Annotated in this window: 11 protein-coding genes and 1 tRNA gene; 2 read left to right on the top strand and 10 right to left on the bottom strand. The window is 66.4% G+C overall.

Features of this window, described 5'->3' with window-relative positions; translation table 11 throughout:
• Positions 1 to 24 precede the first annotated feature (24 nt).
• From ACIPWY_RS29100 to rplJ, 4 genes are all read right to left on the bottom strand, one after another.
• The gene (locus ACIPWY_RS29100) at positions 25 to 3,924 is read right to left on the bottom strand and encodes a DNA-directed RNA polymerase subunit beta' (protein WP_401535658.1); all 3,900 of its coding nucleotides are present in this window, start codon (positions 3,922 to 3,924) and stop codon (positions 25 to 27) included.
• A gap of 123 nt (positions 3,925 to 4,047) precedes the next feature.
• Entirely contained in the window at positions 4,048 to 7,533 is a 3,486-nt protein-coding gene (rpoB, locus tag ACIPWY_RS29105) for a DNA-directed RNA polymerase subunit beta (protein WP_362904099.1), read from the bottom strand.
• A gap of 701 nt (positions 7,534 to 8,234) precedes the next feature.
• Complete coding sequence (rplL, locus tag ACIPWY_RS29110) at positions 8,235 to 8,618, bottom strand: 50S ribosomal protein L7/L12 (protein ID WP_383895941.1); 384 nt, start codon at positions 8,616 to 8,618, stop codon at positions 8,235 to 8,237.
• A gap of 111 nt (positions 8,619 to 8,729) precedes the next feature.
• The gene (gene rplJ / locus ACIPWY_RS29115; RefSeq protein WP_362904097.1) at positions 8,730 to 9,260 is read right to left on the bottom strand and encodes a 50S ribosomal protein L10; all 531 of its coding nucleotides are present in this window, start codon (positions 9,258 to 9,260) and stop codon (positions 8,730 to 8,732) included.
• 543 nt (positions 9,261 to 9,803) lie between these two features.
• On the opposite strand from rplJ, the gene ACIPWY_RS29120 reads away from it, so the two are divergent.
• On the top strand, positions 9,804 to 9,932 hold the full coding sequence (locus ACIPWY_RS29120) for a hypothetical protein (protein WP_401535661.1): 129 nt from the start codon (positions 9,804 to 9,806) through the stop codon (positions 9,930 to 9,932).
• A 36-nt stretch (positions 9,933 to 9,968) separates the two neighbouring features.
• Here ACIPWY_RS29120 and ACIPWY_RS29125 read toward each other — a convergent pair whose 3' ends face one another.
• From ACIPWY_RS29125 to ACIPWY_RS29150, 6 genes are all read right to left on the bottom strand, one after another.
• Positions 9,969 to 10,688: a hypothetical protein gene (locus ACIPWY_RS29125; RefSeq protein ID WP_362904093.1), complete on the bottom strand. Its 720-nt coding sequence runs from the start codon at positions 10,686 to 10,688 to the stop codon at positions 9,969 to 9,971.
• A 141-nt stretch (positions 10,689 to 10,829) separates the two neighbouring features.
• Entirely contained in the window at positions 10,830 to 11,558 is a 729-nt protein-coding gene (gene rplA / locus ACIPWY_RS29130) for a 50S ribosomal protein L1 (RefSeq protein ID WP_362904091.1), read from the bottom strand.
• A gap of 86 nt (positions 11,559 to 11,644) precedes the next feature.
• Positions 11,645 to 12,079 (bottom strand): 50S ribosomal protein L11, encoded by a 435-nt coding sequence (rplK, locus tag ACIPWY_RS29135; RefSeq protein WP_100594902.1) that lies wholly within the window; start codon positions 12,077 to 12,079, stop codon positions 11,645 to 11,647.
• Between the two features lie 177 nt (positions 12,080 to 12,256).
• Complete coding sequence (gene nusG, locus ACIPWY_RS29140; protein WP_362904089.1) at positions 12,257 to 13,165, bottom strand: transcription termination/antitermination protein NusG; 909 nt, start codon at positions 13,163 to 13,165, stop codon at positions 12,257 to 12,259.
• Between the two features lie 77 nt (positions 13,166 to 13,242).
• Positions 13,243 to 13,530, bottom strand: a complete 288-nt coding sequence (secE, locus tag ACIPWY_RS29145; RefSeq protein WP_100594904.1) for a preprotein translocase subunit SecE — start codon at positions 13,528 to 13,530, stop codon at positions 13,243 to 13,245.
• A 109-nt stretch (positions 13,531 to 13,639) separates the two neighbouring features.
• Positions 13,640 to 13,712, bottom strand: a tRNA-Trp gene (locus tag ACIPWY_RS29150).
• Between the two features lie 190 nt (positions 13,713 to 13,902).
• Between ACIPWY_RS29150 and ACIPWY_RS29155 the strand changes: the two genes are divergently transcribed.
• Entirely contained in the window at positions 13,903 to 15,141 is a 1,239-nt protein-coding gene (locus ACIPWY_RS29155) for a pyridoxal phosphate-dependent aminotransferase (RefSeq protein ID WP_393703342.1), read from the top strand.
• Positions 15,142 to 15,249 lie beyond the last annotated feature (108 nt).

The raw sequence follows: 15,249 nt of genomic DNA on the forward strand, positions 1-15,249 counted from the left end.
GGCGCCCTTTCTCAGACATACGCCTTACTGGTTGTACGGACCGTAGTCGTAGTCCTCCAGCGGAACGGCCTGGCCGGAGCCCGTGCCGAACGGCGAGTAGTCGATGTCGTCGTAACCGACGGCCGAGTACATCGCGGCCTTGGCCTCTTCGGTCGGCTCGACCCGGATGTTGCGGTAGCGGGACAGACCCGTACCGGCCGGGATGAGCTTACCGATGATGACGTTCTCCTTGAGGCCGATGAGGCTGTCGGACTTGGCGTTGATCGCCGCATCCGTCAGGACTCGGGTCGTCTCCTGGAAGGAGGCGGCCGACAGCCAGGATTCCGTCGCCAGCGAGGCCTTGGTGATACCCATCAGCTGCGGACGGCCGGAGGCGGGGTGACCGCCCTCGGTGACCACACGACGGTTCTCGGTCTCGAACTTCGAGCGCTCGACGAGCTCGCCCGGCAGCAGCTCCGCGTCGCCGGACTTGATGATCGTCACGCGGCGCAGCATCTGCCGGATGATGATCTCGATGTGCTTGTCGTGGATCGACACACCCTGCGAGTTGTAGACCTTCTGGACTTCGCCGACCAGGTGGACCTGGACGGCACGCTGGCCCAGAATGCGCAGCACGTCGTGCGGGTTGGTGGCACCCACGGTGAGCTTCTGGCCCACCTCGACGTGGTCGCCCTCGCCCACGAGCAGACGGGCACGCTTCGAGATCGGGAACGGCGTCTCGTCGCTGCCGTCGTCCGGGGTGACGACGAGCTTCTTGGTCTTCTCGGTCTCCTCGATGCGGACACGGCCCGCGGCCTCGGAGATCGGGGCGACACCCTTCGGCGTACGAGCCTCGAAGAGCTCGACGACACGGGGCAGACCCTGGGTGATGTCGTCACCGGCCACACCACCGGTGTGGAAGGTACGCATCGTCAGCTGGGTACCGGGCTCACCGATGGACTGGGCGGCGATGATGCCGACCGCCTCACCGATGTCGACCAGCTTGCCGGTGGCCAGCGAGCGGCCGTAGCACATGGCGCAGGTGCCGACGGCGGACTCACAGGTCAGGACCGAACGGGTCTTGACCTGCTCGACGCCCGCGTTGACCAGCTGGTCGATGAGCACGTCACCGAGGTCGACGCCCGCCGGGGCGAGCACCTTCCCGTCGACGACGATGTCCTCGGCCAGGCAGCGCGCGTACACGCTGGTCTCGACGTCTTCCGCCTTGCGCAGGACGCCGTCGGCGCCGCGCGTGGCGATGTCGAGCTTGAGACCGCGCTCGGTGCCGCAGTCCTCCTCGCGAATGATGACGTCCTGCGAGACGTCGACCAGACGACGGGTGAGGTAACCGGAGTCGGCGGTACGCAGAGCGGTGTCAGCCAGACCCTTACGAGCACCGTGGGTCGAGATGAAGTACTCGAGCACCGACAGACCCTCACGGAAGGAGGCCTTGATCGGGCGCGGGATCGTCTCGTTCTTGGCGTTCGACACCAGACCACGCATACCGGCGATCTGACGCATCTGCATCATGTTTCCTCGGGCACCCGAGTCAACCATCATGAAGATGGGGTTGGTCTTCGGGAAGTTCGCGTTCATCGCCTCGGCAACCTCGTTGGTCGCCTTGGTCCAGATCGCGATGAGCTCCTGAGTGCGCTCTTCCTTCGTGATGAGACCGCGCTCGTACTGCTTCTGGACCTTCTCGTCCTGCTCCTCGTAGCCCTTGACGATGGCCTTCTTGGCCTCGGGCACGACGACGTCGGAGATGGCCACGGTGACACCGGAACGGGTCGCCCAGAAGAAGCCGGCCGCCTTCAGGTTGTCGAGCGTCGCCGCCACGATGACCTTGGGGTAGCGCTCGGCGAGGTCGTTGACGATCTCGGAGAGCTGCTTCTTGCCCACCGAGTAGTCGACGAACGGGTAGTCCTCGGGCAGCAGCTCGTTGAAGAGCGCGCGGCCCAGGGTCGTACGCAGCCGGAAGCTGTCGCCCTGCTGGTACTCCGGCTCGCCCTCTTCGACGGCCGGCGGGGTCCAGCCGCGCGGCGGGATGGTGCCCACCGGGAAGCGGATGTCCACGCGCGACTGCAGCGCGAGCTCGCCGGCGTCGAACGCCATGATCGCCTCGGCGACGGAGCCGAACGCGCGGCCCTCGCCCTTGGTGTCACGGAGTTCACCGTCGGTGGTGAGGAAGAACAGACCGAGGACCATGTCCTGGGTCGGCATCGTCACCGGACGGCCGTCGGCGGGCTTGAGGATGTTGTTCGAGGACAGCATCAGGATGCGGGCCTCGGCCTGCGCCTCCGCGGAGAGCGGCAGGTGCACGGCCATCTGGTCACCGTCGAAGTCCGCGTTGAACGCGGTGCAGACGAGCGGGTGGATCTGGATGGCCTTGCCCTCGACCAGCTGCGGCTCGAAGGCCTGGATGCCGAGGCGGTGCAGCGTCGGCGCACGGTTCAGCAGAACCGGGTGCTCGGCGATGACCTCTTCCAGGACGTCGTACACGACCGTGCGGCCGCGCTCGACCATGCGCTTGGCGCTCTTGATGTTCTGCGCGTGGTTCAGGTCGACCAGGCGCTTCATCACGAACGGCTTGAAGAGCTCCAGCGCCATGGCCTTCGGCAGACCACACTGGTGCAGCTTCAGCTGCGGGCCGACGACGATGACGGAACGCGCCGAGTAGTCGACTCGCTTACCGAGCAGGTTCTGACGGAAACGACCCTGCTTGCCCTTGAGCATGTCGGACAGCGACTTCAGCGGACGGTTGCCGGGGCCCGTGACCGGGCGACCACGACGGCCGTTGTCGAAGAGCGCGTCGACGGCCTCCTGAAGCATGCGCTTCTCGTTGTTCACGATGATCTCGGGGGCGCCGAGGTCAAGGAGTCGCTTCAGGCGGTTGTTGCGGTTGATCACGCGGCGGTACAGGTCGTTCAGGTCGGAGGTCGCGAAGCGGCCACCGTCCAGCTGCACCATCGGACGCAGGTCCGGCGGGATGACCGGCACGCAGTCGAGCACCATGCCCTTGGGGCTGTTGCTGGTCTGCAGGAACGCGGAGACGACCTTGAGGCGCTTGAGCGCACGGGTCTTCTTCTGGCCCTTGCCGGTACGGATGATCTCGCGGAGGCGCTCGGCCTCCTCCTCGAGGTCGAAGGACTCCAGGCGCTTCTGCAGGGCAGCGGCACCCATGGAGCCGTCGAAGTACGTGCCGAAGCGGTCACGCAGCTCGCGGTAGAGCAGCTCGTCACCTTCGAGGTCCTGGACCTTGAGGTTCTTGAAGCGGTTCCACACCTCGTCGAGGCGGTCGATCTCGCGCTGCGCACGGTCGCGCAGCTGCTTCATCTCGCGCTCGGCGCCTTCGCGCACCTTGCGGCGCACGTCGGCCTTGGCACCCTCGGCCTCGAGCTCGGCCAGGTCGGTCTCGAGCTTCTTGGCGCGGGCCTCCAGGTCGGAGTCGCGACGGTTCTCGATCTGCTGACGCTCCACCTGGACGTGCGCCTCGAGGGAGGGCAGGTCGCGGGTGCGGCGCTCCTCGTCCACGAACGTGATCATGTACGCCGCGAAGTAGATGACCTTCTCGAGGTCCTTCGGGGCGAGATCAAGCAGGTAGCCGAGGCGCGACGGAACGCCCTTGAAGTACCAGATGTGCGTGACAGGGGCGGCCAGCTCGATGTGGCCCATCCGTTCACGACGCACCTTGGCGCGAGTGACCTCGACGCCGCAGCGCTCGCAGATGATGCCCTTGAAGCGGACACGCTTGTACTTACCGCAGTAGCACTCCCAGTCCCGGGTCGGGCCGAAGATCTTCTCGCAGAAGAGTCCGTCCTTTTCGGGCTTGAGGGTGCGGTAGTTGATGGTCTCAGGCTTCTTGACCTCGCCGTGAGACCAGGTCCGGATGTCGTCCGCGGTGGCAAGGCCGATCCGCAGCTCGTCGAAGAAGTTGACGTCGAGCACTGTGCGTCAATCCCTCTTTCGGGGTTGTGCCCCTCGCGTTAGCGAGAATTAGGCGCTTCATCATGGTCTGAACGGTCCCGGGGATGGCCGGGGGCTCCTTGTGGGAGCCCCCGGCCAGGCCCGTCAGACCTCTTCGACGCTGCTCGGCTCGCGCCGGGACAGGTCGATACCGAGCTCCTCCGCCGCGCGGAAGACGTCCTCGTCGGTGTCGCGCATCTCGATGGACATGCCGTCCGAGGACAGCACCTCCACGTTGAGGCAGAGCGACTGCATTTCCTTGATGAGCACCTTGAAGGACTCGGGAATGCCCGGCTCGGGAATGTTCTCGCCCTTGACGATGGCCTCGTAGACCTTCACGCGGCCGGTCACGTCGTCGGACTTGATCGTCAGGAGCTCCTGGAGGGCGTAAGCGGCACCGTAAGCCTCAAGCGCCCACACCTCCATCTCACCGAATCGCTGACCACCGAACTGAGCCTTACCACCCAGCGGCTGCTGGGTGATCATGGAGTACGGGCCGGTCGAACGGGCGTGGAGCTTGTCGTCGACCAGGTGGTGCAGCTTGAGGATGTACATGTACCCGATCGAGATCGGGTCCGGGAACGGCTCGCCGGAGCGGCCGTCGAACAGGTTGGCCTTGCCGGACGGCTGGACCAGGCGGTCGCCGTCTCGGTTCGGGATCGTGGCCTCGAAGAGACCGGAGATCTCGTCCTCACGCGCACCGTCGAAGACCGGGGTCGCGACGTTGGTGCCGGGGGCGACCTGGTCGGCACCGATGACCTGCAGGCGCTGGGCCCACTCGTCACCGAGGCCGGAGACGTCCCAGCCGCGGCTGGCGAGCCAGCCGAGGTGGATCTCCAGGACCTGTCCCGGGTTCATTCGGGACGGCACACCCAGCGGGTTGAGGATGATGTCGACCGGAGTTCCGTCCTCGAGGAACGGCATGTCCTCGATCGGAAGGATCTTCGAGATAACACCCTTGTTGCCGTGGCGGCCGGCGAGCTTGTCACCGTCCGTGATCTTGCGCTTCTGCGCCACGTAGACACGAACCAGCTGGTTCACGCCCGGCGGCAGCTCGTCGCCCTCTTCACGGTCGAAGACGCGGACGCCGATGACCTTGCCGATCTCACCGTGCGGCACCTTCAGCGAGGTGTCGCGCACCTCGCGCGCCTTCTCACCGAAGATCGCGCGGAGCAGACGCTCCTCCGGCGTCAGCTCGGTCTCACCCTTGGGCGTGACCTTGCCGACGAGGATGTCACCGGCGACGACCTCGGCACCGATACGGATGATGCCGCGCTCGTCGAGGTCGGCGAGGACCTCTTCGGAGACGTTCGGGATGTCCCGGGTGATCTCCTCCGGACCGAGCTTGGTGTCACGGGCGTCGACCTCGTGCTCCTCGATGTGGATCGAGGAGAGGACGTCGTCCTGCACGAGGCGCTGCGACAGGATGATCGCGTCCTCGTAGTTGTGACCCTCCCACGGCATGAACGCCACGAGCAGGTTCTTGCCGAGCGCCATCTCGCCGTTCTCGGTCGCGGGACCGTCGGCCAGGACCTGGCCCTCGATCACGCGGGCGCCCTCGTCCACGACAACCTTCTGGTTGACGGAGGTGCCCTGGTTGGAGCGCGAGAACTTCGCGAGGCGGTACGTGGTGTACGTGCCGTCGTCGTTGGCGGTGGTGATGTAGTCCGCGGAGACCTCCTGGACCACACCGTCCTTCTCCGCCTTGAGCACGTCGCCCGCGTCGGTGGCGCAGCGGTACTCCATGCCCGTGCCGACGAGCGGCGCCTCGGACTTGATCAGCGGCACGGCCTGACGCATCATGTTCGCGCCCATGAGGGCACGGTTGGCGTCGTCGTGCTCGAGGAACGGGATCATCGCGGTCGCGACCGACACCATCTGGCGCGGCGAGACGTCCATGTAGTCGACGTCGTCGCCCGGGATGTAGTCGATCTCGCCGCCACGACGGCGGACCAGGACGCGGTTCTCGGTGAACCGCATGTCCTCGCCGAGGCCGGCGTTGGCCTGGGCGATCACGAAGCGGTCTTCCTCGTCCGCGGTCAGGTAGTCGACGTCGTCGGTGACGACGCCCTCGACGACCTTGCGGTACGGCGTCTCGACGAAGCCGAACGCGTTGACGCGACCGTAGGAAGCCAGCGAACCGATCAGACCGATGTTCGGGCCTTCAGGCGTCTCGATCGGGCACATGCGGCCGTAGTGAGACGGGTGCACGTCACGGACCTCGAAGCCGGCCCGCTCACGGGAGAGACCACCCGGGCCGAGCGCCGACAGACGGCGCTTGTGGGTGAGACCCGACAGCGGGTTGTTCTGGTCCATGAACTGCGACAGCTGGCTGGTGCCGAAGAACTCCTTGATGGAGGCGACGACCGGCCGGATGTTGATCAGGGTCTGCGGCGTGATCGCCTCGACGTCCTGAGTCGTCATGCGCTCGCGGACGACGCGCTCCATACGAGCCAGACCCGTGCGGACCTGGTTCTGGATGAGCTCGCCGACGTTACGCAGACGACGGTTGCCGAAGTGGTCGATGTCGTCGGTCTCGACGACGATCGAGACACCGCTGTCACCCACGGTCTCGGTCTCACCGGCGTGCAGCTTCACCAGGTACTTGATCGACGAGATGATGTCCTCGACGGTCAGGATCCCGGCGTCCAGCGGGGCTTCGCCGCCCAGCTTCTTGTTGACCTTGTAGCGGCCGACCTTCGCGAGGTCGTAACGCTTGGGGTTGAAGTAGAGGTTCTCGAGCAGCGTCTGCGCGGCCTCACGGGTCGGCGGCTCGCCCGGACGCAGCTTGCGGTAGATGTCGAGCAGCGCGTCGTCCTGGCCCTGGGTGTGGTCCTTCTCCAGGGTGGCGCGCATGGATTCGTACTCGCCGAACTCCTCGAGGATCTGCTCGGTGGTCCAACCGAGAGCCTTGAGAAGAACGGTGACGGACTGCTTGCGCTTGCGGTCGATGCGGACACCGACCATGTCGCGCTTGTCGATCTCCATCTCCAGCCAGGCACCCCGGGACGGGATGACCTTGGCCGAGAAGATGTCCTTGTCGGACGTCTTGTCGATCGAGGAGTCGAAGTAGACGCCGGGCGAACGGACGAGCTGCGACACGACGACACGCTCGGTGCCGTTGATGACGAAGGTGCCCTTGTTGGTCATGAGCGGGAAGTCGCCCATGAAGACCGTCTGAGACTTGATCTCACCGGTCTCGTTGTTGGTGAACTCGGCCGTGACGAAGAGCGGCGCGGAGTACGTGAAGTCGCGCTCCTTGCACTCGTCGATCGAGTTCTTCGGAGGCTCGAAACGGTGGTCGCGGAACGTCAGGGACATCGACCCGGAGAAGTCCTCGATCGGGGAGATCTCCTCGAAGATCTCCTCCAGACCTGACTTGGTGGGGACGTCCTGTCCGCTGTCCAGAGCCGCCTCGACACGAGCCTTCCACGCGGCATTGCCGAGCAGCCAGTCGAAGCTCTCGGTCTGCAGCGCAAGAAGGTTCGGAACCTCGAGGGGCTCCTTGATCTTTGCAAAGGAGATGCGCAGCGGGGCGGTGCTGGCGCCGTTGTTCGTATTCGCGGTCGAGGCAGTGCGCGAGGCGGCCAAGAGGGGGTCCTTCCGAGGGCTCGGACTCACTACGCGCGTACCGGTCCCAAGCTGGCACGAAGGCAGAAGCTTCCTGAATCGGCCGGTGAGGGCCAGGTCAGGACGGTTTCAGTCCACGGTGCTGGAGCGAGGGCATGCCCCTGGTGACGGGCAGGGAGCAGCTAACAGGCAGCGCAAAGGGTCAGTGTAGCCACTTGGCCCACTGATGTCCAGTGCGGGTTTTTTGAGACCCTCGTTGTCCTCAACGACCCTCGTCAGACCCTCGTTGTTCTCAACAGCTGCAACACGTCACCACGTCACTCGTGGCACGCACATCCTTACTGCCCTCTTCGTCGCCGATCCATGCCTCGGATCCGGATCGTTGTGACGACGCGTCCTGAGAATTGCGCGCTGCGTGCGGTTCGTCAAGGCCCCCTCCTGTACGAACAGGGCCGCCCCGACCGCCGCACTCACCAGCAGGCACCCGCCGACACCCGCTCCAGGCACCGGCTCCAGGCACAACGAAGATCACCATACTCGCCGGGACCGTCAGTGCAAGGCAGCCGGAGCTGGAGCGCCGAGCGGCATCGGAAAAGCCTGAAGGGCGACCACCCAGTTGGGTGATCGCCCTTCAGTACGTTCGCGTTACAGCTCTACGCGAGAGCCGCTCAGCAAGGAGTCAGACGACTCCCGTCATGCGGCGGTAGCCGCATGCAGAACGCTTACTTGACCTCGACGGAGGCGCCGGCGGCCTTGAGGGACTCGGCGGCCTTCTCAGCGGCCTCCTTGGCGACCTTCTCGAGGACCGGCTTCGGGGTGCCGTCGACGAGGTCCTTGGCCTCCTTGAGGCCCAGGGAGGTGAGCTCGCGCACGACCTTGATGACCTGGATCTTCTTCTCGCCGGCGCCGGTGAGGATGACGTCGAACTCGTCCTGCTCCTCGACGACCTCGGCAGCGCCGCCACCCTGGGCGGGGCCGGCAACGGCGACGGCCGCGGCGGCGGTGACGTCGAACTTCTCCTCGAAGGCCTTCACGAACTCGGAGAGCTCGATGAGGGTCATCTCTTCGAACTGCGCGAGCAGGTCGTCCTGGGACAGCTTCGCCATGATGGCGTCCTTCCACTAATTCGGCAGGTGCCGGAGTTACATGTAGGCGGGCGTACGTTCGGCCCGCTGCGACCGTCGCCCTAGCGGGCGGCGATCATTGCGCGAGCCGAATTACTCGGCACCGCCCTGCTCGGCCTGCTTGGCACGAAGCGCCTCCGCGGTGCGGACGAACTTCGACGGGAGCGCCTGGAAGACCTGAGCAGCCTGAGTCTGCTTGCCCTTCATGGCGCCCGCCAGCTTGGCGAGCAGAACCTCGCGGGACTCGAGGTCCGCAAGCTTCTTGATCTCGTCGGCGGACAGCGCCTTGCCGTCAAGGACACCGCCCTTGATGACGAGGTTGGGGTTTTCCTTGGCGAAGTCACGAAGACCCTTCGCCGACTCCACCGGGTCACCGGTGATGAAGGCAACCGCCGTCGGACCGTTGAAGAGGTCGTCCAGCGTGTTGATCCCGGCCTCGTTGGCCGCAATCTTGGTCAGCGTGTTCTTCACCACGGCGTACTGGGCGTTCTCACCGAGCGAACGACGCAGCGTCTTGAGCTGCGCCACGGTGAGACCCCGGTACTCGGTCAGCACGGCGGCGTTCGAGCTGCGGAACTGGTCCGTGAGCTCGGCTACCGCGGCAGCCTTGTCGGGCCTTGCCATAGAGCGTCGGCCTCCTTCCGGGTGATGAGGACCGCTCAGAAGGGGCTGTACAAAACAAAACGCCCCGGCGCAGGCGCACGGGGCTTAGCTCGACCGGCTGTGCTCAATGAAGAACAGCGTCCGGGAACTTTCCACAGTCACCTGCGCAGGTCGTCTGCTTTCAGCAGATCCTTCGGTCGCCGGTTCCTCTCGCGAGGGCACGGCAACGACCAGCGGTCTTTGGCTTCTCGAGGAGATTACGTGACGGGGTCCGCCTCAGGCAAATCCGCCCTCGCCGGCCCCCGTCGGGGCACTCAGCTGCCGGTCGCGCCCTTCATCATCGCGGCCAGGTCCACCACGTCCTCGCCGGGCGGGGCCTGCACGGTGACCGGCTTGTCGTAGTCGAAGAAGGTCATCGTCATGTCGAAGCGGCCCTTGTCCGCCGCACCGCGGGTGCGGAAGCCTTGGTGCGGTCGTCCTGGCCGATCCACAGGCCCACCGCGAGCTTGCCGACACCCAGGTCCTCGTACATCGAGGTACAGGGCACCGCGGGTGACGCGCATCTTGAGGGTTCCGTCTGAGCCCTGGTCGGGCGAGGTCATCTTCATCCGCATCGCCATCGGCTTCACGCTGATCGCGGCCTCGCCGTTGACCCGGCCCGAGCCGCCGCCGTCCCACCCCAGGAACATGTGATCGATACACGTACGTGGGCGCACCCTGCCGAAAGGGTCAGGCGGCGGGCTTTCGATCAACGACGTCCTTGAAGTCGACGGTGTCCCGCGCCGGCGGGCGCTCGGCCGAGGCACGGGCGCCGTAGTCGGCGTAGTGCACCGTCCCGGAGAAGGCACCGGAGGCGGTGCGGGCCCGCTGGACGCGCTTGACCAGGAGGTGCCCGCGGTCGATCCAGACGTCGACGCGCTGCCCGTCGGCCGTGCCCGTGTAGTGCGTGGCGCGGACGCCGCGCACGGTCTCCCGGCCCACCTCGCGCGCGTTTCCGCAGGCCAGCAGCAGCTTCAGGGAGGCCGCCGGGGAGAGGTCGGCCCCTGAGTCGTACGGGTATCGGATCCAGTGCTTGCCGTCCGACAGCGCGGCGAACTTGTCGGTCATGCGCGTGTAGTACGCGTCCGGCAGGAAGCGGGACTGGGACGGGGAGCCGCCCATGAGCCGGGTCGTCGAGGCCATCGAGCCGCCGGTCGTGGTCACCCTCAGGGTGCCGCGCAGCCCGCCCGACCAGCGCAGCACGCCGACGCTCCGCGAGGACAGGCTGGTGCCCGTACTGCTGGTCGCCTCGATCCTCGCGGACCCTGCGGCGGAGACCTCGGAGCGGGCGGCCTTCAGCGCCGCGATGGCGCTCCCGTCGCCCTTGGACGCGTCCTTCGTGCCGCAGGACACCAGGCCTGCCACCACCAGGCAGACCGTCGCGTGCCGCACCCATGTCCTGCCGTTCATACGCTCCTCCCGCCGAGCCCCAGGTCGACCCCGCACGCTAGCGGAGCGCACCGGCGCCCGGAGGGGTTAGCGGAAAAACGGGAACGGGCCCCGCACCTCGAAAGGTACGGGGCCCGAGCCGACTTGGCTGAGCTGTCAGGCTCAGACCGCAGCCGGGTCCTCCTCGACGAGGAGGTTGCGGGTGCGGTTCGGGTCGAGCGGAACGCCGGGGCCCATCGTGGTGGCGATGGCGGCCTTCTTGATGTAGCGACCCTTGGCGGCGGACGGCTTCAGACGAAGGATCTCGTCCAGGGCCGCGCCGTAGTTCTCCACCAGCTGGGTGTCGTCGAAGGACACCTTGCCGATGATGAAGTGGAGGTTCGAGTGCTTGTCGACGCGGAACTCGATCTTGCCGCCCTTGATCTCGTTCACGGCTTTGACCACGTCCGGGGTCACCGTGCCGGTCTTCGGGTTCGGCATGAGGCCACGCGGACCGAGCACGCGGCCGAGGCGGCCGACCTTGCCCATGAGGTCGGGGGTGGCGACGACGGCGTCGAACTCGTTCAGGCGGTTGCCCTTGGAGATCTCGTCGATGAGCTCGTCGGAGCCGACAATGTCGGCGCCGGCGGCTTCCGCGGCCGCGGCACGGTCACCGGTCGCGAAGACCAGGACCCGGGCGGTCTTGCCGGTGCCGTGCGGGAGGTTCACGGTGCCGCGGACCATCTGGTCGGCCTTGCGCGGGTCGACACCCAGACGCATGGCGACCTCGACGGTGCCGTCGAACTTCGTCGCGGAGGTCTCCTTGGCGAGACGGACGGCCTCGAGCGGGGCGTAGAGCTTGTCCCGGTCGATCTTGGCGTCCGCAGCGCGGAGAGTCTTGCTGCGCTTCACTGCTACTCCTGGAGTTCAGGTATGGAGTTCGTGGTCCGGGCCGGCGCTGGCCCTGCCACTGAAAGGTCTTACGGGGAGGAGGGTGTTCAGCCCTCGACCGTGACGCCCATGGAACGCGCGGTACCGGCGATGATCTTCGCGGCGGCGTCCAGGTCGTTGGCGTTGAGGTCGGCCATCTTGGTGGTGGCGATCTCGCGGACCTGCGCGTCGGTGATCTTCGCGACCTTGGTCTTGTGAGGCTCGCCGGAGCCCTTCTCGATGCCCGCGGCCTTGAGGATCATCTTGGCGGCCGGGGGCGTCTTGGTGATGAAGGTGAAGGAGCGGTCTTCGTAGACCGTGATCTCCACCGGGATGACCCAGCCACGCTGCGACTCGGTCGCGGCGTTGTAGGCCTTGCAGAACTCCATGATGTTGACGCCGTGCTGGCCCAGTGCGGGACCAACCGGCGGGGCCGGGTTGGCGGCACCGGCCTGGATCTGGAGCTTGATAAGCCCCGTGACCTTCTTCTTCTTGGGAGGCATTGCTCTCTCCGGGTCCTAGTGAGAGTTTTCAGCCGACCACCCGGTCATCCGGATGGAGGCATACCGCACAACGATAACGGGTATCCGAGTGCGGCTAAAAACCGAGCAGGTCAGACCGGCTTTGAGAGCCCGTCTGACCTGTTCGGAAGTGCTTGTTCCAGAAGGTGCCGGAAGGGGCTAGTTCTTCTGGATCTGGTCGAAGCTGAGCTCGACCGGGGTCTCGCGGCCGAAGATCTCGACGAGGCCCTTGACCTTCTTCGAGTCGGCGTTGATCTCGTTGATCGTCGCCTGCAGCGTCGCGAACGGGCCGTCGGTGACGGTGACCGAGTCGCCGACCTCGAAGTCCAGGACCTGGACCTCGAGCTTGCGGGACGGAGCCGGCTTGCCCTCGGCCTCGGCGGCCTCACGGGCGGCCTTCTCCTCGGCCTCCGGGGCGAGCATCTTGACGATCTCGTCCAGGGTCAGCGGGTACGGGTCGTAGGCGTTGCCCACGAAGCCGGTGACGCCGGGGGTGTTGCGGACGACGCCCCAGGACTCGTTCGTCAGGTCCATGCGCACCAGCACGTAGCCGGGGAGCTTGTTCTGACGGACGGTCTTGCGCTCGCCGTTCTTGATCTGCGCGACCTCTTCCTGCGGCACCTCGGCCTGGAAGATGAAGTCCTCGACGTTCAGCGAGACGGCACGCTGCTCGAGGTTGGTCTTCACGCGGTTCTCGTAACCGGCGTACGTGTGGATGACGTACCACTCGCCGGGCAGCGTGCGCAGTTCCTCGCGCAGGGCGACGATCGGGTCGACCGGCTCGGACTCCTCGGCGGCTTCCTCGACGGACTCCTCGTCGGCCTCGGCCTCGGGGGCGTCCTCGGCGGACTCCTCGTCGGCGTCGTCCTCGGCGGCGTGCTCGAGGGACTCCTCGGCGGCTTCGACCTCGTCCTCGACGTGCGCGTCAGCCTCAGTGGCTGCCTCGTCGGCAGCCTCGGCCTGGACCGTGTCCTCGGCGTTCTCGGCGTCCGCCGCCTCGACAATGTCGAGCTCGTCCTCAACGGACTCGACGGGCTCGATCGCCTCGTTCAGGTTCGGGTCAGACACTGTGGCTGCTTCTTCCTGGATACATAGGGGTGGAACACGCGAAAGGGGCGCCGGGAACGGCGCCCTTCGCTCTCGGCTCAGCCGAAGATGTACTTGACGGCGTGGTTGAAGCCATAGTCAATCACGGTCACCAGACCGATCATGATGACGACGAACACGATCACCACACTGGTGTACGTGGTGAGCTGGTTTCGAGTCGGCCAGACAACCTTGCGGAGCTCCGCGACGATCTGGCGGTAGAAGAGCGCGAGACGGCCGAAGGGGCCCTTCTTGCCGCGCTTGCCACCTTTACGGGGCTTCTTCTGGGACTCCGGCGCCTCATCCTGGGCATCAGGCATGTCGATGGAGCCCACGGCGTCCGTCACGCGTCCTCACCTGAATTCCGGGTCGTGGCCGTGCCGCGCCCGGTTGAGCCGCACGGCGGTGCATTTGCAGTACGTACATGCGCACACGTCCTGGCGAAGGAGTGTGTAGCAGGGCCGGAGGGACTTGAACCCCCAACCGCTGGTTTTGGAGACCAGTGCTCTACCAATTGAGCTACGACCCTTTGTCTGCCCCAACGTACCGCATCCTTCCGGCTGCACGTTGTGCGCCTGAAGAGGGCGGCCGGTGAAGGCCAACGAGCAGTGAGTGTACGTGTTCCGCGGCCCTCCGTCGAACAGAAAGAACCGGGCCGGTCGTTGATCGTCCGTGAAACCCGTGTGCCCGTCGGGTTTCCGGTCTGGAACGATGGGGTTATGAGCGCTGCTGCTACTCCTCCCTCTTCGCCCACCGAGCGCCGGGTCTCCGCCCGTGTCGGCGCGATCTCCGAGTCCGCGACCCTCGCCGTCGACGCCAAGGCCAAGGCCCTCAAGGCCGCCGGGCGTCCGGTGATCGGTTTCGGCGCGGGTGAGCCCGACTTCCCGACCCCGGACTACATCGTCGAAGCGGCCATCGAGGCCTGCAAGAACCCGAAGTACCACCGGTACACGCCCGCCGGCGGTCTGCCCGAGCTGAAGGCCGCGATCGCCGCGAAGACGCTGCGCGACTCCGGCTACGAGGTCGACGCCTCGCAGGTCCTGGTCACCAACGGCGGCAAGCAGGCCATCTACGAGGCCTTCGCCGCGATCCTCGACCCGGGCGACGAGGTCATCGTCCCGGCGCCGTACTGGACGACGTACCCCGAGTCGATCCGTCTCGCCGGTGGTGTCCCGGTGGAGGTCGTGGCCGACGAGACGACCGGGTACCGCGTCTCCGTGGAGCAGCTGGAGGCGGCTCGCACCGAGCGCACCAAGGTCGTCCTGTTCGTGTCGCCGTCGAACCCGACGGGCGCGGTCTACAGCGAGGCCGACGCCGAGGCGATCGGCCGCTGGGCCGTCGAGCACGGCCTGTGGGTCCTGACCGACGAGATCTACGAGCACCTGGTCTACGGGGACGCCAAGTTCACGTCCCTGCCGGCGCTCCTGCCCGAGCTGCGCGACAAGTGCATCGTCGTGAACGGCGTCGCCAAGACGTACGCGATGACCGGCTGGCGCGTCGGGTGGATCATCGGCCCGAAGGACGTCGTGAAGGCCGCGACCAACCTGCAGTCGCACGCCACGTCGAACGTGTCGAACGTCGCGCAGATCGCCGCGCTCGCCGCCGTGTCCGGCGACCTGACGGCCGTCGCGAAGATGCGCGAGGCCTTCGACCGCCGCCGCAAGACGATCGTGCGCATGCTGAACGAGATCGACGGCGTGTTCTGCCCCGAGCCCGAGGGCGCGTTCTACGCGTACCCCTCGGTGAAGGAGCTGATCGGCAAGGAGATCCGCGGCAAGCGTCCGCAGAGCTCCGTCGAGCTGGCCGCGCTGATCCTTGAGGAGTCCGAGGTCGCGGTCGTCCCGGGCGAGGCCTTCGGCACGCCGGGCTACCTGCGTCTGTCGTACGCCCTGGGCGACGAGGACCTGGTCGAGGGTGTCTCGCGGATCCAGAAGCTGCTCGCCGAGGCGCGCGACTGACGCGACTGACGCGTGGTGCGGGCCGTCTCCGGGGTTCCCGGGGGCGGCCCGTTTTTTCGTCCGGATTTCCATCCAGATCTTCGTCCGGATCTTCGTTCGGGCAAGGCC

Source organism: Streptomyces sp. NPDC090032 (assembly GCF_044748025.1).
In the GTDB taxonomy this organism is placed as follows: Bacteria; Actinomycetota; Actinomycetes; order Streptomycetales; family Streptomycetaceae; genus Streptomyces.